General features: G+C 36.9%; 18 protein-coding genes and 1 other annotated feature. Of the genes, 17 read left to right on the top strand and 1 reads right to left on the bottom strand.

Going from position 1 to position 20,653, the window contains the following annotated elements; translation table 11 throughout:
• Nucleotides 1–70: 70 nt before the first annotated feature.
• From ftsA to pyrR, 16 genes are all read left to right on the top strand, one after another.
• Complete coding sequence (gene ftsA, locus C1A05_RS06190; RefSeq protein ID WP_102027303.1) at nt 71–1,375, top strand: cell division protein FtsA; 1,305 nt, start codon at nt 71–73, stop codon at nt 1,373–1,375.
• 63 nt (nt 1,376–1,438) lie between these two features.
• Nucleotides 1,439–2,560: a cell division protein FtsZ gene (gene ftsZ, locus C1A05_RS06195; RefSeq protein WP_102027304.1), complete on the top strand. Its 1,122-nt coding sequence runs from the start codon at nt 1,439–1,441 to the stop codon at nt 2,558–2,560.
• Nucleotides 2,561–2,816: 256 nt separating this feature from the next.
• Nucleotides 2,817–3,740, top strand: coding sequence for a sigma-E processing peptidase SpoIIGA (gene spoIIGA, locus C1A05_RS06205; protein WP_159462010.1), 924 nt, complete (start codon nt 2,817–2,819; stop codon nt 3,738–3,740).
• Between the two features lie 87 nt (nt 3,741–3,827).
• The gene (gene sigE / locus C1A05_RS06210; protein ID WP_102027307.1) at nt 3,828–4,547 is read left to right on the top strand and encodes an RNA polymerase sporulation sigma factor SigE; all 720 of its coding nucleotides are present in this window, start codon (nt 3,828–3,830) and stop codon (nt 4,545–4,547) included.
• Nucleotides 4,548–4,695: 148 nt separating this feature from the next.
• Entirely contained in the window at nt 4,696–5,475 is a 780-nt protein-coding gene (gene sigG, locus C1A05_RS06215) for an RNA polymerase sporulation sigma factor SigG (RefSeq protein WP_102027308.1), read from the top strand.
• A gap of 264 nt (nt 5,476–5,739) precedes the next feature.
• Nucleotides 5,740–6,003 carry a YlmC/YmxH family sporulation protein gene (locus C1A05_RS06220; RefSeq protein ID WP_102027383.1) on the top strand — a complete coding sequence of 88 codons (264 nt, stop codon included), beginning with the start codon at nt 5,740–5,742 and terminating at the stop codon, nt 6,001–6,003.
• 123 nt (nt 6,004–6,126) lie between these two features.
• Entirely contained in the window at nt 6,127–6,936 is an 810-nt protein-coding gene (gene pgeF, locus C1A05_RS06225) for a peptidoglycan editing factor PgeF (protein ID WP_159462011.1), read from the top strand.
• 3 nt (nt 6,937–6,939) lie between these two features.
• A complete protein-coding gene (locus C1A05_RS06230; protein WP_102027310.1) occupies nt 6,940–7,617 on the top strand; it encodes a YggS family pyridoxal phosphate-dependent enzyme in 678 nt (225 codons plus the stop codon).
• Nucleotides 7,618–7,629: 12 nt separating this feature from the next.
• Nucleotides 7,630–8,034: a cell division protein SepF gene (locus tag C1A05_RS06235; RefSeq protein WP_102027311.1), complete on the top strand. Its 405-nt coding sequence runs from the start codon at nt 7,630–7,632 to the stop codon at nt 8,032–8,034.
• 47 nt (nt 8,035–8,081) lie between these two features.
• Complete coding sequence (locus tag C1A05_RS06240; RefSeq protein ID WP_102027312.1) at nt 8,082–8,354, top strand: YggT family protein; 273 nt, start codon at nt 8,082–8,084, stop codon at nt 8,352–8,354.
• Nucleotides 8,355–8,371: 17 nt separating this feature from the next.
• Nucleotides 8,372–9,145: a YlmH family RNA-binding protein gene (locus tag C1A05_RS06245; RefSeq protein ID WP_102027313.1), complete on the top strand. Its 774-nt coding sequence runs from the start codon at nt 8,372–8,374 to the stop codon at nt 9,143–9,145.
• An 81-nt stretch (nt 9,146–9,226) separates the two neighbouring features.
• The gene (locus C1A05_RS06250; protein ID WP_102027314.1) at nt 9,227–9,754 is read left to right on the top strand and encodes a DivIVA domain-containing protein; all 528 of its coding nucleotides are present in this window, start codon (nt 9,227–9,229) and stop codon (nt 9,752–9,754) included.
• A 54-nt stretch (nt 9,755–9,808) separates the two neighbouring features.
• Nucleotides 9,809–10,038 (top strand) — a binding site (T-box leader).
• Nucleotides 10,039–10,112: 74 nt separating this feature from the next.
• Nucleotides 10,113–12,863, top strand: coding sequence for an isoleucine--tRNA ligase (gene ileS / locus C1A05_RS06255; RefSeq protein ID WP_102027315.1), 2,751 nt, complete (start codon nt 10,113–10,115; stop codon nt 12,861–12,863).
• A gap of 83 nt (nt 12,864–12,946) precedes the next feature.
• Nucleotides 12,947–13,423 carry a signal peptidase II gene (gene lspA / locus C1A05_RS06260; RefSeq protein WP_102027316.1) on the top strand — a complete coding sequence of 159 codons (477 nt, stop codon included), beginning with the start codon at nt 12,947–12,949 and terminating at the stop codon, nt 13,421–13,423.
• A 2-nt stretch (nt 13,424–13,425) separates the two neighbouring features.
• Nucleotides 13,426–14,346, top strand: coding sequence for an RluA family pseudouridine synthase (locus C1A05_RS06265; protein ID WP_102027317.1), 921 nt, complete (start codon nt 13,426–13,428; stop codon nt 14,344–14,346).
• A gap of 158 nt (nt 14,347–14,504) precedes the next feature.
• Nucleotides 14,505–15,047 (top strand): bifunctional pyr operon transcriptional regulator/uracil phosphoribosyltransferase PyrR, encoded by a 543-nt coding sequence (gene pyrR, locus C1A05_RS06270; RefSeq protein WP_102027318.1) that lies wholly within the window; start codon nt 14,505–14,507, stop codon nt 15,045–15,047.
• Between the two features lie 889 nt (nt 15,048–15,936).
• Here pyrR and C1A05_RS06280 read toward each other — a convergent pair.
• Complete coding sequence (locus C1A05_RS06280) at nt 15,937–17,652, bottom strand: Rqc2 family fibronectin-binding protein (RefSeq protein ID WP_102027320.1); 1,716 nt, start codon at nt 17,650–17,652, stop codon at nt 15,937–15,939.
• A gap of 194 nt (nt 17,653–17,846) precedes the next feature.
• Here C1A05_RS06280 and C1A05_RS06285 point away from each other — a divergent pair, with 194 nt between their 5' ends.
• Complete coding sequence (locus C1A05_RS06285; RefSeq protein ID WP_102027321.1) at nt 17,847–20,516, top strand: calcium-translocating P-type ATPase, SERCA-type; 2,670 nt, start codon at nt 17,847–17,849, stop codon at nt 20,514–20,516.
• The last annotated feature ends 137 nt before the right edge of the window (nt 20,517–20,653 follow it).

The raw sequence follows: 20,653 nt of genomic DNA on the forward strand, positions 1-20,653 counted from the left end.
ATTGTAAATGCAAATCTATGAAACAATTAATCAAACATATTTTTGGCCCTTTTTTAGGAGGTGCAACATTTTGATCAACAATGAAATACTAGTTAGCCTAGACATAGGTACATCTAGAGTAAAAGTAATTATTGGTGAAGTAACAAAAGATTCATTAAACATTATTGGTGTAGGAACTGCAAAATCTGACGGAATGAAAAAAGGCGCCATTGTTGACATAGACCAAACAGTACATGCTATACGTTCTGCTGTTGAACAAGCAGAAAGAATGGTCGATATGCAAATTGAAAGAGTTATCGTTAGCGTTAATGGCAACCATGTACAGCTACAATCCTGTCATGGTGTAGTTGCTGTTTCTAGTGAGAATCGTGAAATTAGTCAAGAAGATATCCAACGTGTGATTGAAGCATCACAAGTTATTTCCATTCCACCTGAACGGGAAATTATTGATGTTTTCCCTAAACAATTTATTGTTGATGGACAAGACGAAATAACAGACCCTCGCGGAATGATTGGTGTTCGTCTTGAAATGGAAGGTACATTAATCACATGCTCGAAAACAGTTTTACATAATACATTAAAATGTATTGAAGGTGCCGGATTAGAAATTCAAGATGTGGTTTTACATCCACTTGCATCAGGATTTGTAGCTTTATCAAATGACGAGAAGAATCTAGGTGTGGCTCTGATTGATATTGGTGGAGGATCCACTACTATATCTGTGTATGAATCTGGGTTTTTAAAGGATTCAACAGTAATTCCATTAGGCGGAGACAATATAACAAAAGATTTATCGATTGGGTTAAAAACGACAACAGAAGAAGCAGAAGAAATTAAGCAAAATTTTGGACATGCATTTTACAATGATGCTTTAGAGGATGAGACGTTTGAAGTTTCCATCATCGGTTCCAATCAAAAGCAGACTTTTAACCAACTCGAAATTGCGGATATCATTGAAGCAAGATTAGAGGAAATCTATCTTTTTGTTATGCAGGAAATACGTAAAATGGGTTACTACGACTTACCTGGAGGCTTTGTGTTAACAGGTGGAGTTATGAATCTTCCTGGAGTACTAGAATTGGCACAACACGCTTTCCAATCAAATGTGCGTATAGCCGTTCCTGATTACATCGGTGTAAGAGATCCCCAATATACTGCTGGTCTCGGAGCATTACAGTTTGCTTACCGAAATGCACGAGTACAAGGGAAAGAGTTACATCCATCCGTAACAATGGTTAAAGTGCAAACAGTTGATAAAAACCCTGTAAAACAAATAAAAAAGGCGAAACAAAATACATCAAATAATCGCCATGCGGAAACGGAAAAGAAAAAGGAATCTGGCTTTGCTAAATTGTTCAGCTACTTTTTTGACTAATTTGGCGTTTCCTTCAACAAAACAAAATGAATCTGGTAAACTTGCAAATTGGGAGGAACGAAAATGTTGAACTTTGATACAAATATGGATCAACTCGCATCAATTAAAGTCATTGGTTGCGGCGGTGGAGGTAGTAACGCTGTTAATCGAATGATTGAACATGGAGTGCAAGGTGTAGAATTTATTGCTGTAAATACAGATGCTCAGGCATTGAATCTATCAAAAGCAGATGTGAAATTACAATTAGGTGAAAAATTAACAAGAGGTTTAGGTGCAGGTGCGAATCCAGAGGTGGGACGCAAGGCTGCTGAAGAAAGTAAAGAGCAAATTGAAGAAGCATTACAAGGTGCAGATATGGTATTTGTTACCGCTGGCATGGGTGGTGGAACAGGTACTGGTGCAGCTCCGGTTGTAGCACAAGTTGCGAAAGAACTAGGTGCACTAACAGTAGGTGTTGTAACTCGACCGTTCTCGTTTGAAGGTCGTCGCCGTTCTACCCAAGCTGTAAGTGGAATTGAATCATTAAAAGGTAATGTAGATACATTAATTGTTATACCAAATGACCGTCTATTAGAAATGGTTGATAAAAACACACCGATGCTAGAAGCGTTCCGTGAAGCGGATAATGTTTTACGTCAAGGTGTTCAAGGTATATCTGATTTGATTGCAGTACCAGGATTAATTAACGTTGACTTTGCAGACGTAAAGACAATTATGTCAGATAGAGGTTCGGCGTTAATGGGTATTGGTATTGCTACTGGTGAAAATCGTGCAGCCGAGGCTGCGAAAAAGGCAATCTCTTCTCCATTGTTGGAAACTTCCGTTGATGGAGCGCATGGTATATTAATGAATATTACAGGTGGAGCAAGCTTGAGCTTGTTTGAAGTACAAGAAGCAGCTGATATTGTTACATCTGCTGCAGATCAAGAAGTGAACGTAATATTCGGATCTGTCATTAATGAAGATTTGAAGGATGAAATTATTGTAACGGTAATTGCTACAGGATTTGATGAATCACAAGTAGCAAATCCACAGCCGACCAAGCGCCCGGTAGCAGCTAGTGGAAATAAAACGAATGCAAAAGATAAAGAAGAAAGACGTACGCCAGCACGAAATACACCGGTTGTTGAAGAAGATACATTAGATATCCCTACGTTCTTGCGTAATCGCAATCGTAGACCATGATATAAAGATAAAAAGCTTCTACTTTTCATAAAGTAGAAGCTTTTTTGTTGTTTCGAAATGGCAACCAGAATATAAATAGATTTAATAGAGAGTTTGGGACAGCTCTTCATGTCGAAATCAAAACATTTCGACATGTAACAGGAAGGATGACAAAACAAGTTAATTTTCGCATTCAGATTTTGACAGACTTTTCAGAGGATGTTTTCTATACTAACGACAGACTAGTAAAGTTGTCCAAAAGAAAGGCTGAAAGATTGTGACTATTTATTTAGATGCTGTATGGCTATTAAATTTTCTATTTGACTGGATGATTTTACAACTAGTGCACTGGCTTACAAAATCCTCTACAAAACGTGGAATGTTAATGTTTGGTGGATTTGTTGCCTCCTTACTTGTACCGTTGACACTATTTTATCCGAATAATATTTTTGCATCGTTTTTTGGGAAAATATTATTTTCGTTCCTCATCATTCTTTCAGCATTCGGTTTTCGAAACATACGACAATTTATGAAGCAGTTTTTAAGTTTCTACTTTGTTTCTTTTACATTAGGTGGTGGTTTATTCGGTATTTATTATTTGGTGGGTCAACAAATACAGTCTGAAAATGGGTTGTTTATAACGTACAATTATGGCTATGGAGATATGATCAGCTGGATATTTGTAGTGATTTGTTTTCCGATTGTATGGTTTTTTACGAGGAGAAGACTTGATCAAGTATCGTTTGATAAACTCCGCTACGATGAAATGTGTAAAGTAACGATTGAATTAAATGGGTATAAACAAGATATCGTGGGTTTTATAGATAGTGGCAATAGCTTGGTCGACCCATTCACAAAAAAGCCGGTAGTGGTTTGTGATGAAATTGCCTTAAAACCCTGTTTTACTTCGGAAGAATGGGATCAAATGAAAAAGTGTCAGGAAGACTGGTCCTTTGAAAAATTACCTGATAAATGGTTAACGAAAATGAGAATGATACCTTATCAAGGGGTTGGCGGAAAAAGTGCTTTTCTTATTGTTATAAAACCAGATAATGTGCTGGTTACGTATAATGAACAACAAATGAGCTTTAACAACGTTTTAATAGGCGTTCAATTTGGAGAGCTTTCGGCAGATGGTAGCTATCATTGCTTGCTACACCCTAAAATGATGCAGGCACCTAAACTTCAAACAATTTCATAGTTTCATTACCATGACCATGATTTTTTTAGCATTTTTAATATGGTAATAATTGCAGGAATTAGAAAAGCGAGGGGAGTATTGTTCAATATGAAAAGATGGAGAATAAAAATACAACTTGCATGGTATAAAGTGTTATTCAAATTAGGAATCAAATCAGATGAAATTTATTACATAGGAGGAAATGAAGCATTGCCTCCTCCTCTTTCGAAAGAGGAAGAAGAGGAGCTTTTGAAAAAGCTGCCAAATGGGGATGCGGCGGCAAGATCTATTCTAATCGAACGAAACTTACGACTAGTAGTGTATATAGCCCGTAAATTCGAAAACACAGGGATTAATATAGAAGACTTAATAAGTATAGGGACAATTGGATTAATTAAGGCTGTGAATACGTTTAATCCAGAGAAAAAAATAAAACTCGCGACCTATGCATCTAGATGTATTGAAAACGAAATATTAATGTATTTAAGAAGAAATAATAAAGTTCGTTCAGAGGTTTCCTTTGATGAGCCTTTGAATGTAGATTGGGATGGTAATGAACTTTTACTATCTGATGTACTCGGTACCGATGAAGATATTATCACAAGAGGTCTAGAATCCAATGTTGATAAAAAACTTCTTTTAAAAGCTTTGTCGAAATTAAATGATCGGGAAAAACAAATTATGGAACTACGTTTTGGGTTAATTGGTCGAGAAGAGAAAACACAAAAGGATGTTGCGGATATGCTTGGAATTTCTCAATCGTATATTTCCAGACTAGAGAAAAAAATTATTAAGCGTTTACGTAAAGAGTTTAACAAGATGGTCTAATGAAATGAGAGGATAACCAGATTCAGTGAGTTTTGTAAAAGGATTTAGAAAGTTACAAATATAGTAAGACTTAACATTACTGCATAAAAACCCTTTCCTATGGAGAAACTTATTCTTGACACTAGCTCCACTTAGGAGGGGTTTTAGATTGACACGACATAAAGTAGAAATTTGCGGTGTCGACACATCAAAGTTACCAGTACTGAAAAATGAAGAGATGCGGAAATTGTTTAAGAAAATGCAAGCAGGTGATCTATCGGCAAGGGAGGAGTTAGTTAACGGGAATTTACGTTTAGTATTAAGTGTTATTCAACGTTTTCATCATCGCGGCGAATATGTTGATGATTTATTCCAAGTTGGTTGTATCGGTCTTATGAAATCGATCGATAATTTTGATTTGAGTCAAAATGTAAAGTTCTCAACGTATGCAGTACCTATGATTATTGGTGAAATTCGCCGATACTTGAGAGATAACAATCCAATTCGAGTTTCCCGTTCTTTACGTGACATTGCCTATAGAGCTCTTCAAGTTCGTGAAAAATTAATGAGCAAAACCTCACGAGAACCGACACCAATGGAAATTGCAGAAGATATGGGAATACCACATTCAGAAGTTGTTTTCGCATTGGACGCAATCCAAGATCCAGTATCATTATTCGAACCAATTTATAATGATGGTGGTGATCCAATCTTCGTAATGGATCAATTAAAAGATGAGCGAAATAAGGATTCGATATGGATAGATGAGATTGCTTTAAAAGAAGGAATGAGAAGACTAAACGATAGGGAAAAAATGATACTTAACAAACGGTTTTTTCAAGGAAAAACACAAATGGAGGTCGCAGACGAAATCGGAATTTCCCAAGCACAAGTATCCCGCCTAGAAAAAGCCGCAATCGAACAAATGAACAAAAACATACATCAATAAAGAAAAGCGAAGGCGCCTTGGTCAGGACCGACAGGCATAAGGCAAGTCCCGAAGTGGCGGTTTGAGCCACGGAGGGAAATGACTTATGACCCCGAGGTCCTAGGCGCCGTAGCTGGACAAAGAAAAGCGAAGGCGCCTTGGTCAGGACCGATAGGCACTTTGAAACGAAAAACCCTTGCTATTTTCATGGAAAAGCAGGGGTTTTTCGTATGATTAGGGGAAGATGTGCATAATGCTTGCATATAGTGTATTAAGGTGGTGATGATAATGACAATTACAGAACTACAAATGAAAGATATAGTGGCAATTGAAGATGGCAGGAAGTTAGGTTTTATATCGGATTTAGAAATTGATGTTGATCGTGGATATATTGTCGCTTTAATAATCTCCTTAGGGGGGAAAATGCTTGGCTTTTTTGGCAAGGAGGAAGAAGTGGTCATTCCTTGGAACAATATCGTAACGATTGGTGCTGATGTCATCCTTGTTCGTACAGAACGTCCAAAATTATCTCATCAAGCTCATAATTAATAAAAGATAAGAAATGATTAAGAAAATATGATAAAATAAGAGAAAATGATAGAAAAACTCCAAAATTGGCGAAATGCTGGAGTCATCTTTGTTAGGATACTACGCCTACTGGGGGTTTTAAACTTGTGTGAACCTTTCGTTTTATCGGATAACGAGAAAGTATTGACAATTAAGCATTGGGACCAAAGTCATGTAATAGCCGGTTTTACAACCAGAAATGGTGGGGTTAGTCAAAAACTGTTTCGCTCGTTAAACATGGGCTATCATGTACGTGATAAAAAAGACGCAGTGGATACGAATTATTCAATTGTTGAAAACATCATTTCGATTCCGTTAAATAACTGGATTAGCTCAAAACAAGTACATAGCACTAGTATTTTAGAAGTAGATGAACACTATCTACTTCACAATCAACCTCCACCTAATTTTGATGTAGAATTTGATGGATTCATAACAAATCAACAAAATTGTCTATTAACTGCGGTATTTGCTGATTGTGTCCCATTATATTTTTATAGTGAGAAAGATCAATGGATTGGCTTAGCTCATGCTGGTTGGAAGGGTACTGTAAATGGTATTGGAAGAAAAATGGTTGAAGCATTAGTTAAGAAAGGCGTATCCAAGCGTAATATTCAAGTTGTTATTGGTCCGTCTATCAGTGCTACGCATTATGAAGTGGAACTAAACGTTGTAAAACATATTCCACTCTCATTTCATAGTTCAACCCTTACCAAAGTAGATGCTACCCATTATTTACTGGATCTTAAGCAATTAAATAAAGAAATGTTACTCCATGCTGGAATTCACGAAGAACAAATCAACGTAACAGATTATTGTTCCTTCCAAGATAAAGAACTATTTTTTTCACATCGCAGAGACAATGGTGAAACTGGGAGAATGATGGCATTTATCGGGTTGGAAAGGAGTAAATAACAAATGAATGTTGCAAACAACGTATCGATCATAAAACAAAAAATTGCAGAAGCTTGTGAAAAGTCGAATCGTAAAGCAGAGGATGTTCAGTTAATAGCTGTAACGAAATATGTCTCTATAGAACGAGCGAAGCAAGCACTTGATGCAGGGATTACCAATTTAGGTGAAAATCGTGTGGAGGGCTTATTATACAAAAAGCAAGTATTACAAAATAAGGCTACATGGCATTTTATTGGAACCCTTCAGTCTAGGAAGGTAAAAGAAATAATCGATGAAGTAGATTATGTACATTCCTTGGACAGGCTTTCCTTAGCAAAGGAAATTAACAAACGATCTAGCCGTCAAGTTCCTTGTTTTGTACAAGTGAATGTTAGCGGTGAAGAATCAAAACATGGATTAGCTCCTGATGAGGTAGAGCGCTTTATTCGGAATCTGGAACCGTATCCGAATGTGCAGGTTGTCGGATTAATGACAATGGCACCTCATATAGAGGATGAAAGCATTTTGCGTAATTGCTTTAAGAAATTAAGAGTACTTAAAGAACATGTAGAAGCTTTAGAGTTGCCCTATGCTCCTTGCCATTATTTATCAATGGGGATGAGTAACGATTTCCAAATTGCGGTGGAAGAGGGTGCAACACATATTCGGTTAGGAACAAGTCTTGTAGGGAAAGAGGTATAAGGAGAGAGGATTATGAGTATAAAAAATAAGTTTAAATCGTTTTTTTCAGTTGAGGATGAATATGAATACATAGAAGAACCTGCACAAGAAGAAGTACAACAGGTAAAGAAGTCTAGTAATAACAATAATGTTGTTCGTCTTGAGTCCATTCAGTCATCATCAAAAGTTGTGTTGGTTGAGCCAAAGGACTTTGATGATTCTCAAGAGATAGCAGATCACTTAAAGAATAGACGAGCTGTAGTAATTAACCTACAAAGAGTAGACCATTATGAAGCGAAGCGGATTGTGGACTTTTTAAGTGGATGTGTGTATGCTATTGGTGGAACGATGCAAAAATTAGGGCAGCAAACCTTTTTGTGTGCGCCGGATAATATTGACATTTCCGGAACGATAACAGAAATGGAAGATTTATATTAACCAATATATTGGAATGGATAACTTTGTGAAAAGAAGGTGATCATCAAATGGATTTACTTGATATTTATCAGATTATATATTACGCAATTCAAATCTACATATATCTCGTTATTATTTATATATTAATGTCCTGGTTTCCTGGAGCAAGAGAATCATCCTTCGGTCAAATTATAGGAAGACTTGTGGAGCCGTATCTTGAGCCGTTCCGAAAGCTTATACCGCCAATTGGTATGATTGATATCTCACCAATTGTTGCTATTTTTGCATTGCAATTTGCTTTAATTGGTTTAGGTGAATTATTTCAAATGATTTTATTTTAAAAGGTGATTTAATTTAAATGGACATATACCAGCACTTTCGAATAGAAGAACGCCCATTTATTGACCAAGTTCTATCTTGGAAGGAATCGGTTGAAACGTACTATGAATCCAAACTTACCGATTTTCTAGACCCAAGAGAGCAATGGATTTTTCAATCTATTATTGGAAATCAGTCCGACATAAACCTTCACTTTTTCGGAGGTTTAGAACAAACAGAGCGGAAAAGAGCAATATTGAGTCCTTATTATGAAAATATTACGGAAGAGCATTTTCAAATCGACTTACTTCAAGCTAATTATGCACAAAGGTTTGTTCAATTGTCTCATCGGGATGTATTAGGGGCACTCATGTCTCAAGGAATCCAACGAAAGAAAATTGGGGATTTGTTCGTAGAGGATGGGTCGATTCAAATCGTCGTTGATCAATCCATCTCTTCTTTTTTACAACTTCATTTGACGCAAATCAAAAGGGCAAATGTCCATTTTAAACATGTCGATATATCGAATTTACAAATCGCTAAGCAAAACTGGGAGGAGACGCTTAGCACGGTCTCCTCTTTACGTTTAGATGCTATCATTAAAGAGATTTATAATATCTCGCGACAAAAAGCCTCTGAATTCATAACAAGAGGTGCGATAAAAGTAAATTTTCGAATTGTCGAAAATCCTGCTTTTCAGATGGAAGAGGGGGATATGATATCCTTTCAGAAAAAAGGCAGGAGTAAAATTGTAAAAATTGAAGGAAAAACAAAAAAAGATAAATGGCGAATTACGACAGCTATGTTAAAATAAAACTAGCAGAATAGAAGGATTATTGGAGAATTACGTCGAATTACTAGATAATAAATATAACTGCTAAAAGGGGGATCCTTCATGTCATTAACTCCATTAGATATTCATAATAAAGAATTTACTCGTGCTTTTCGAGGATATGATGAAGATGAAGTAAATGAATTTCTAGATCAAGTAATAAAAGACTTTGAAAAAATAATACGTGAGAAAAAAGAATCTGAGCAACAATTAATTGAAATGCAAGAAAAACTAAGCCATTTTAATACAATTGAATCAACGTTAAACAAATCTATTCTAGTAGCTCAGGAAACAGCTGAAGAAGTTAAAAACAATGCCAATAAAGAAGCGAAGTTAATTATTAAAGAGGCAGAAAAGAATGCAGATCGTATCATAAATGAAGCATTATCCAAATCTCGTCGTCTAGCTATTGAGGTTGAGGAGCTTAAAAAGCAAGCAAAAGTGTTCCGAACTAGAATGAAAATGATCGTACAAGCGCAATTAGATATGATCGAAAATGATGATTGGGACGATCTATTTAATACAGATTTTGACGAGCCAGAAGAAACAGAACAGAATGCAAGAAATTATAATTTTGCCGATCAATCTTGACGTTTACTGCAATATTCAATATAATTCATTATCATAACGTAAAATTTAAATATGGTTACGACGAAGATAGGGACAGTACGAAGAATTAACGACTTGGTCAAGCGAGTCAGGGATGGTGGAAGCCTGATACAGTCATTCTGAGGAAGATCACCCTGGAGTCTCCTAGTGAATCATGTATAAGTAGCTATGGACGGTTTATTCACGTTAAGAATAATTAAGAGGGTTTATAGTATTTTTACTAAAAACCAATTAGGGTGGTAACGCGAGACGATCTCGTCCCTTTCCGGGGATGAGGTGGTCTTTTTTTATTTTTCTAAAAACTAGCATGTAAGAGTGAGTGAAATAAGGAGGAAAAGGTATGGGTTACAAAGAAACGTTACGGATGCCGGTAACAGAGTTTCCAATGCGTGGTAATTTACCGAAGCGTGAACCGGAAATGCAAAAGCATTGGGATGAAACAAAAATTTATGAAAAGGTGCAAAAGCGAACAGAAGGACGTCCGTTTTTTATTCTACACGATGGGCCTCCATATGCGAATGGAGATTTACACATTGGTCACGCATTAAATAAAATCCTAAAAGATATTATTGTGCGTTATAAATCGATGTCTGGATTCCATGCTCCTTATGTACCAGGCTGGGATACACATGGATTACCAATCGAAGTAGCACTAACAAAAAGCAGTAAAGTAGATCGCAAAGCAATGAGTATTGCAGAATTTCGTAAGTTATGTGAGGAATACGCATTTGAACAGATCGATCGTCAGCGCGAGCAATTTAAACAATTAGGTGTACGTGGCGATTGGGAAAATCCGTATGTTACGTTAACAAAAGAATTTGAAGCAGCTCAAATTCAAGTTTTCGGCGAAATGGCGAATAAAGGGTATATTTATAAAGGATTAAAACCGGTATACTGGTCTCCTTCTTCTGAATCAGCCCTTGCGGAAGCAGAAATTGAATATAAAGACAAACGCTCCCCATCTATTTATGTCGCCTTTAATGTTGTGGATGGTAAAGGGGTACTAGATGGTGATGAAAAGTTTATTATTTGGACCACAACTCCATGGACGATTCCTGCAAACTTAGCAATAGCGATTCATCCAGATTTGGAGTATGCAGTAGTAGAAGTAAATGGAGATAAATATATTGTTGCTCACAAAATGGTAGAAGAAGTTGCGGATGTATTAGAGTGGGAAAATTACGAGATTAAGAAAGTTGTTGTTGGTAATAAGCTTGACCGAGTGGTAGCAAAACATCCATTTTACGAGCGAGAATCTTTAGTTATCCTAGGTGAGCATGTTACTACAGAGGCTGGTACTGGCTGTGTTCACACTGCACCAGGACACGGGGAAGATGATTTCTGGGTAGGAAAGAAATATGGATTAGACGTGCTTTGTCCAGTAGATGATAAAGGTAAGTTTACAGCTGAGGCTCCTGGATTTGAAGGACAATTTTATGATAAAGCAAATAAGGAGATTACCCAAAAACTGGAAGATGTGGGTGCATTACTGAAGTTAACATTCATTACCCATTCCTACCCACATGACTGGCGCACGAAGAAACCGGTAATTTATCGTGCAACCGCTCAATGGTTTGCATCTATTAAAGCATTCCGTGATGATATTTTAGCGGAAATAAACAATACGAAGTGGACTCCAGAGTGGGGAGAAACTCGTATGTATAATATGTTTAAAGATCGGGAAGATTGGTGTATTTCTCGTCAACGGGTATGGGGTGTTCCAATCCCTGTATTCTATGGAGAGAACGGGGAACCAATTATTACAGAAGAAACAGTCAAACATGTTTCGGAGCTTTTCCGTGAGCATGGTTCGAATGTATGGTTTGAACGGGAAGCGAAGGACCTACTTCCAGAAGGCTTCACACATCCTTCTAGCCCTAATGGTCAATTTACGAAAGAAACAGACATTATGGATGTTTGGTTTGATTCTGGTTCTTCTCATGCAGGGGTTTTAGTAGAGCGTCCTGAATTACAGCGCCCAGCAGACTTGTATTTGGAAGGCTCTGACCAATATCGTGGATGGTTTAACTCTTCTTTAACTACAGGTGTTGCCGTAACTGGAAAAGCTCCTTATAAATCAGTATTAAGTCATGGATTTGCACTTGATGGTGAAGGACGTAAAATGAGTAAATCATTAGGTAATGTCATTATTCCGGGGAAAGTGATCAAACAGCTTGGTGCAGATATTTTACGTCTATGGGTAGCAAGTGTAGATTACCAAGCGGATGTTCGTATTTCAGATGACATTTTAAAGCAAGTGGCGGAAGTATATCGTAAAATCCGTAACACATTCCGTTTTATGCTTGGAAATTTAAATGACTTCAATCCGGCAAAAGATACGGTGAAAGAAGAAGATTTACAAGAAGTAGATCGCTACATGCTAGTAAAACTTCAAGATGTCTTACGAAAAGTTACAAAAGCGTATGATGAATACGAATTCTCTACTATTTATCATGTGGTACAAAACTTTGTTACGATTGATTTAAGTGCATTCTATTTAGACTTTGCAAAAGATATCTTATATATTGAACCAGAAAATGATGCACGACGTAGAAGTATTCAAACAGTATACTATGAAATCTTAACTACTTTAGCGAAAGTTATGTCACCAATCCTAGCACATACTTCGGATGAATTATGGTCCTATATTCCTGGAGTGGAAGAAGAAAGTATCCAGCTTACAGATATTCCAAAAGCGAGAGAAATTGCCGATGCGGATCAATTAAAAGCAAAATGGGATCATTTCATTGAAGTGCGTGATGATGTGCTTAAAGCACTAGAGGAAGCTAGAGCGGAAAAGGTAATTGGTAAATCATTAGAAGCAAAAGTAACGATTGTACCAAAAGATGAAAAGACAAAAACAATCTTGACAGATGTTGAGCATTTACATCAATATTTAATTGTGTCCGAAGCAAATGTATTGGATAATCATCCAGATGCAAAAGAGTACAACCATGTAAAAGTGCTTGTGGAGAAACATTCTGCTGAGAAATGTCAACGTTGTTGGGTAGCATCAGATACAGTTGGAAAGAATGAAGAGCATCCTGATCTATGCGATCGCTGTGCTGATATTGTAGCAACACATTATTAATTATTTTTATGGTGTACCAGATACGACTATTTCGTGTCTGGTACATTTTTTTATGGTAAAATGCATAGAGGAATAAAAACAAAATGGGGGAACATAATGTGTGGTATTACATTTTAGCATTCGGTGTAATTGGTATTGACCAGCTCACGAAATGGATCATTGTTAATAATATGAAGCTATATGAAAGTTTTCCAGTCATTGAAAATTTCTTCTACATAACATCCCATCGTAATAAAGGAGCGGCTTGGGGTATACTACAAGGACAAATGGGCTTTTTCTACATCGTTACCATTATTGTTGTAGGCTTTGTTATTTTTTATTTACAAAAGTATGGCAGGGAGCATATGTTATCTGGAATTGCTCTAGGCTTTATTTTAGGTGGTGCAATCGGGAATTTCATCGATCGTGTTTTTCGTCAAGAGGTTGTAGACTTCTTTGATTTTATTATTTTTAGTTACGATTTTCCGATATTTAACATAGCAGACTCTGCCCTCGTCGTAGGTGTCATTTTAATGATTATTTTTATTTTATTTGAAGAAAAGCTTAAAAGGAGATCTTAAGAATGGAAGTATTGTCACACACGGTAACATCAGAAGAAGGAAATGAGAGGATTGACAAGCTTTTAGCGAATATCAATGAGGATATGTCAAGATCTCAAGCTCAAGCTTTCATAAAAGATGGACTGGTTAAAGTAAATGGAAAAGAAGTTAAAAGTAATTATAAGTGTCAAATAGAGGATGAAATCACTTGGGAGGTCCCGGAGCCTGAGCCCCTTGATGTTAAACCTGAAAATATTCCTATTGAAATTGTTTATGAAGACGAGCATGTCCTTGTTGTCAATAAACCAAGAGGAATGGTAATACATCCTTCTGTTGGGCACATGTCTGGAACGCTTGTAAATGCGATTCTCTACCATTGTAAGGACTTGTCTGGTATTAATGGGGTTTTACGTCCAGGTATTGTACACCGTATTGATAAAGATACGAGTGGTTTATTAATGGTTGCCAAAAGTGATCAAGCTCATGTAGGTCTTGCGAAGCAGCTTTCTGAGAAAACAGTTAAGCGAAAATATGAAGCCATTGTACACGGAGAACTTCCACACGAAGTAGGGACGATTGATGCTCCTATTGGAAGAGACCCAAAAGATCGGCAACGGATGGCTATTGTGGACAATGGTCGACATGCAGTTACACATTTTAAAGTACTAAAGCGCTACAATCAGTTTACCCATGTGGAGTGCCGACTAGAAACAGGAAGAACCCATCAAATTCGTGTTCATTTTAAATATATAGGTTATCCGCTCGCTGGTGACCCAAAATATGGCCCGAGAAAAACGTTAGAATTAAATGGACAAGCTCTTCATGCGAAAGTCATTGGTTTTGAACATCCGATAACAAACAAGTGGTTGGAGTTTAGTGTAGAGCCACCGGAAATCTTTCAAGAGACCTTGGAACAACTAGAAAAGGGCATTGACATCTTATAGCATGGATGACATAATCGAATAGGAAATAAATAGGCCCTTTCATTTTAGTCCAGAGAGGCTAAAGAAGGTTATGGAATACAAGAACCGGATCCGTTATATTAAATCCTTTTACCTTCTGTGGTGAAAGGGTTTTTTTATTATTAAAGGAGGTTAAAACGTTGCAATTAAAAGCACAGGTCATGGATGACGCCGCAATACGTCGTGGATTAACAAGAATTGCTCATGAAATATTAGAAAAGAACAAAGGAACGGAAGGACTAATGCTCGTAGGAATTAAAACAAGAGGGGTACCTATTGCAGAAAGGCTAGCAAAAAAGATTGAAGAAATTGAAGGGATAGCAGTACCAACAGGAGAAGTGGATATTACCTTATATCGCGACGATTTAAGCAATAAAAATAGCTTGATGGAGCCTGAATTAAAAGGCACCGCAATCCATAAAGATATTACTGGAAAAACGGTTATTTTAATAGATGATGTTTTATATACAGGACGTACAGTTAGAGCTGCAATGGATGCAGTAATGGATAAGGGAAGACCAGGACAAATTCAATTGGCTGTTTTAGTTGACCGAGGGCATCGTGAGCTACCAATTCGAGCAGATTATGTTGGCAAAAATATCCCAACGTCTCAAAATGAAGTAATTGTTGTACAATTAAAGGAAACGGATCAGCTTGATGACGTTTCGATTTATGAAAAATAACGACATGTGATGCTATATAATATAAAAGCATTGAATTTTTATCAATTGAAATGGTTGTGCTTCATCCTCTAGTCATAGTAAAATTAGTCAATCATAATTGTGGAAAAAAGGCAGTGATAAATATGCAAATTTCGAGGTGGGCTTGGTTAATAATAGGAAATGCAGCACTTGGTCTTTTCACGTGTTATGCAAGTATTTTTTTGTGGATTACCGATTCTGGCCAGAATACGGATACGTTTTTTTCGGTACGAACAGGACTGGGTTTTATCATCGGATTCGTTGTTTATGTCATTTGGAATTACTTTATGTTAAAAATGCATCATAAGAAATATTGGATACATAGCATTACAACATTTTTAGGCACTATTATATTATTCTTTTTCATGTTTCAATTTGTATAAAAATAAAGATGAGCCAGTTCGAAAACACTTGCTTTTTTCGATAGCGATGTTTTTATACTATGATGATCTTCATTCACATTTTAGCGGAATTGCCACGTAGTTCTTCTAGTATGGAATGGATTAAAAAATTAGTTGTACATTTGATGCTTTGTTATAAGGGGAATCAAGGGAAAAATACATGAAATGAATAAATACTCGTCATTCCATGAAGAATATTCTTCAACTTTATAATTTTACATGTCTATTTTACGTACTTATTCGTCCAAATCGATAATACTCGTCTAATGGCAAACTTATTCTTCAATCAAGGGAAAATACTCATCTCATATTAAAAATACTCGTCCGCTTGATAAATACTCGTCCATAACATAGATTTACGAGTTAAATCCAAAATAATACAAGCCGAAAACGGAAAATACGCGTCCGTTTTCGGCTTGTAAATGTTTACGAACTAGAACTCTTCTCGAATCCAGTAAAGAAACTGTCTTTTATTGGGCATTCTTTTTTAAGGTCTTTACGAATTGCTCATTTGGTGTAACGTATACTGTTTTTTGTTGTTCGTAAATAACGAATCCAGGCTTTGCCCCATTCGGTTTCTTTACATTTCGAACCTGTGTATAATCCACAGGCACAGAAGAGGACAGTTTTGCTTTACTAAAATACGCTGCTAAAATCGCAGCCTCCTGTAAGGCTTCCTCTGAAGGCTGTTCATCTTGAATGACTACATGAGAACCTGGAATGTCTTTTGCGTGTAACCAAATATGATTTTTACTTGCTAGTCGGTTGGTCAAGTATTCATTTTGCTTATTATTCCGACCTACTAAAAGGACGGTTCCATCTGATGAAACATAAGAGTCAGGGAGTGGAATATGCTTTTGTTGTTTTTTCTTCATTTGTGTAGGTCGCTTCCGTAAATACCCTTCTTCCTGTAATTCTTCTCGGATTTCCTCCAGGTCTTGCTCTCTAGCGGATTCTAGTTGTTGCATAAGCTGTTCTAAATATAATATTTCAGCATTCGCTTTTTCAATTTCCATCGTAACATACTCTTTTGATGTTTTTAATTTATGGTAGGTTTGGAAAAGCTTCTGTGCGTTCTCACTAGGTGATTTATTAGGATTTAATTCTATCTTCACTTCTTTTTCCTCTGGATCATAATAATCCACAACGGTCACACTTGTATCGCCTTTTTTAATCAAGTGCATATGTGCGGTTAATAGCTCCCCTAAACGTTTGTATTCATCTGCTTTTTCCGCTTTTTTTATTGTTTGCTGTTGCTTTTTTACTTTCCGAATTAGTTTATTCCGTTCATTCAGTATATGGCGATGAATATCTCCGGACTGTTGCTTCACCCGATCGCGTTCTGCTTTGCCACTATAGAAAGCATCAAGCATGCCGCTAACAGAAGAATAGTGCTCTTTATCCGCATTGACGGATTGTAAGTCTAATACATAAAACTGTTCTTTTTCCCCGCGATAAATAATAGGTTCATACTTATGCTGTAATAAGTTTTTTTGAATGGACTCAAACACTTCTTGGTATTTTGCATTTGATCCTAAATAAGCTAAATGGACAATTTCGTTTGATAGTATGGGAGAAAAACCCATTATATTATTTACTATCTGCTTATCTAATTTCCCACTATTAAAATCGAGTTTTCGGATGAATTCGTCTGTCGAAATAGTAAGTGGGTTTTGTTTTCCTTGATCTGGTGGTAACACATAAGGTTGCCCCGGTAAAATGCTGCGATGTCTATTTAGTGCAGGGGATATATGTTTAATACTATCCAAAATAACATTGCGCTCTACATCAACTAAAACTATATTGCTATGCTTCCCCATGATTTCGACAACGATTTTTTTAGTCGTAATATCCCCGATTTCATCCTTACTTTTAACTTGTATTTCAATTACCCGCTCCATTTCCAATTGCGAAATACGTTCAATAAACCCACCTGACAAATATTTACGAAGAACCATACAAAACATCGGTGGCTCTTTCGGATTTTTCAATGATTCATTTGTAACATGGATTCTTGAATAATTAGGATGTACGGATAAAAGAAGTTGATGGTTTTTTCCTTTAGCGCGTACAGTTAATATTATTTCAGTATTTGTTGGTTGATAAATTTTCAAAATTCTTCCCGAAATAAGTTGCTCGGAAAGCTCATGAACAATTGCACGAGTAACAACACCATCAAATGACATGAAAATCACCTCACATCCATACAAAGTATAGCATTTTTTAGGACAAGTCTGAATAGATATACAGTAGAAAAACTACAAGTACCTACTCCAATCAAAGCAATCTCTGGAATGATGCTATTTAATTTTGTGGCTCTCCAAAATAAGCTTTAGAATTGGAGCATTTTTTTGTTATGTAGAAAAGGGGAGGACAGACGGTGAAATGGTATCAATATAGTAAGCGAGAAACAACAGAAACTCTAGGAACAGATCCAACACATGGTTTAAGTCAAAAACAAGCTGAGGAACGACTGAATCAATTTGGTCAAAATGTGATTGAAGACAGTGAAAAGGTCTCGAAATTGTATTTGTTTGTGCAACAATTTAAAGATTTCATGGTTTTAGTATTGCTAGCCGCCACATTAGTATCCGGGATATTAGGAGAATATGTGGATGCCATTGCTATAATGGCTATCGTTTTAATAAATGGCATTCTAGGTTATTTCCAAGAACAAAAGGCAGAAAAATCGTTAGCAAAATTAAAAGAACTATCTGCTCCGAATGCAGTGGTGTTACGAGATGGTGCATGGATTAATGTATCCAGTCGCAACTTAGTTCCAGGAGATATAGTAAAGATTAAAACAGGAGATCGAATAAGTGCAGATCTACGCCTTCTGGAAGCACATGGCCTTGAAATAGAGGAGTCCTTACTTACAGGGGAATCACTACCTGCTAGTAAAAATACAGATGAAATTCAAGAAGATGAAGTCAGTTTAGGAGACCAATCGAACCTCGCTTTCTCTGGTACGCTAGTTACCCGCGGAAGTGGTGTCGGTGTTATTATTGCAACTGGTATGAAGACGGCAATGGGTCAAATTGCAACAATGTTGTCAACAACGGAGCGAATTCCGACTCCATTAGAAAGAAAGCTAGCGGAGTTAGGAAAAGTGTTAATTATAGTAGCTTTACTGTTAACTGTACTCGTTTCGGTACTCGGTATTTATCAAGGTCATCCGATATACGAAATGTTTTTAGCGGGCGTCTCACTTGCTGTTGCCGCCATTCCAGAGGGATTACCTGCCATTGTAACGGTTGCGCTTTCTCTTGGTGTTCAGCGAATGATTCGGCGTAAAGCAGTAGTTAGGAAGCTGTCGGCAGTTGAAACATTAGGAAGTGCTTCCATCATTTGTTCCGATAAAACGGGAACGATGACTCAAAATGAAATGACTGTACGACAAATATATGTTCCTGGCATACATCTTGCCGTTTCTGGGAAAGGGTATGAGCCTAAAGGAAGCTTTTACTTTAACGATCAACGAATAGACCCTCTAACCAATCAAACTACAAAACAACTACTGGAGTATGCATTGTTATGTAATCACGCTGAGCTTATGGAAGCAAAGGGGAAATATTTTATTGATGGTGACCCTACTGAAGGTGCCTTGGTAGTTGCAGCAGAAAAAGCAGGAATTACTAGAAAGTCTTTACAATCCCTTAAAATTGTTCATGAAATTCCTTTTGATTCGACGAGAAAACGAATGTCCGTCGTAGTAGAGGATGAAAATCAAAATCGCTTTGTTATTACAAAAGGTGCTCCTGATGTTCTTTTACACGCAACGGTCTGGATGAAGGATGGGGAGAAGAAAATTCCTTTTAAAGAGGATAAAAAGAAAATTGTGTACGAGCAATTAGGTCAAATGGCTAATCAGGCGTTACGTACGATTGCGGTTTGTTTTAAAGAAATTGATCGAAACAAAAGATATACGGATCATCAACTCGAAACGGACTTATGCTTTTTAGGGTTAGTTGGTATGATGGACCCACCAAGAGAAGAGGTAAAAGAAGCAATAGCATCCTGTCATCAAGCGGGAGTAAAAACCGTTATGATCACAGGAGACCATGTTCAAACTGCAACTGCAATCGCAAAACAATTAAATCTATTGCCTAAACACGGACGAGTTCTTCAAGGTGCCGATATTAGCAGGATGACGGAGGATGAGTTACGGGATGTCATTAATGATGTTTATGTATTTGCACGAGTATCACCCGAGCATAAACTCCAAATTGTAAAAGCATTTCAATCTCACGGTCATGTTGTTGCCATGACAGGAGACGGGGTAAATGATGCTCCGGCAATTAAAGCAAGTGATATTGGAATAAGCATGGGGAAAAGTGGAACAGATGTTACAAAAGAGGCTTCTTCCTTAATTTTAATGGATGATCATTTTGCAACCATTAAGTCAGCCATTGAAGAGGGTAGAAATATTTATGAAAATATAAGGAAATTTATCCGGTACCTATTAGCCTCGAATGTTGGGGAAATTCTTGTCATGTTATTTGCGATGCTATTGGCATTGCCTTTACCGTTAGTTCCTGTGCAAATCCTTTGGGTGAATCTAGTTACCGATGGATTGCCTGCGCTTGCTTTAGGCCTAGATAAGCCAGAAAAAAATGTAATGAGTAGGCCTCCAAGAAATCCAAAGGAAAGTATATTTTCCAGAGGGTTGGGTGTGAAAATTATTTCGAGAGGGATATTAATTGGACTTGTTACGCTAATAGCCTTCCTGTTTGCCTATAGTAAGGAACCGAACCATTTAGAATATGCACAAACGATCGCTTTCTCCACATTGGTGATGGCTCAATTAATCCATGTATTTGATTGCCGTTCCGATCGTTCCGTATTTGCGAGAAACCCATTTGGTAATTTATACTTAATAGGAGCCGTTCTATCATCAATTCTTTTATTACTAGTAGTCGTATACTATGCTCCGTTACAGCCAATTTTCCATACGGTAAGTTTACCATTAAATGAATGGCTGTTTATCGTTGCTCTAAGTGCAATTCCTACAGTTATTTGGGGACCAGGCACAAAGAAACAAAGAGATTAATTTTACAAGAGTCCCAACATTTATGTTATGATTAATAAGGGAAACATAAAAAATCATATCAATAAGAAAAGCGCCAAGCTAACTATGTGCAAGTGAACATCTTGTGTTGGCGCTTTTTGTTTGTATTAGTTTCAATT

It is taken from the genome of Salirhabdus sp. Marseille-P4669, from assembly GCF_900240405.1.
Lineage (GTDB): Bacteria > Bacillota > Bacilli > Bacillales > Alkalibacillaceae > OEQK01.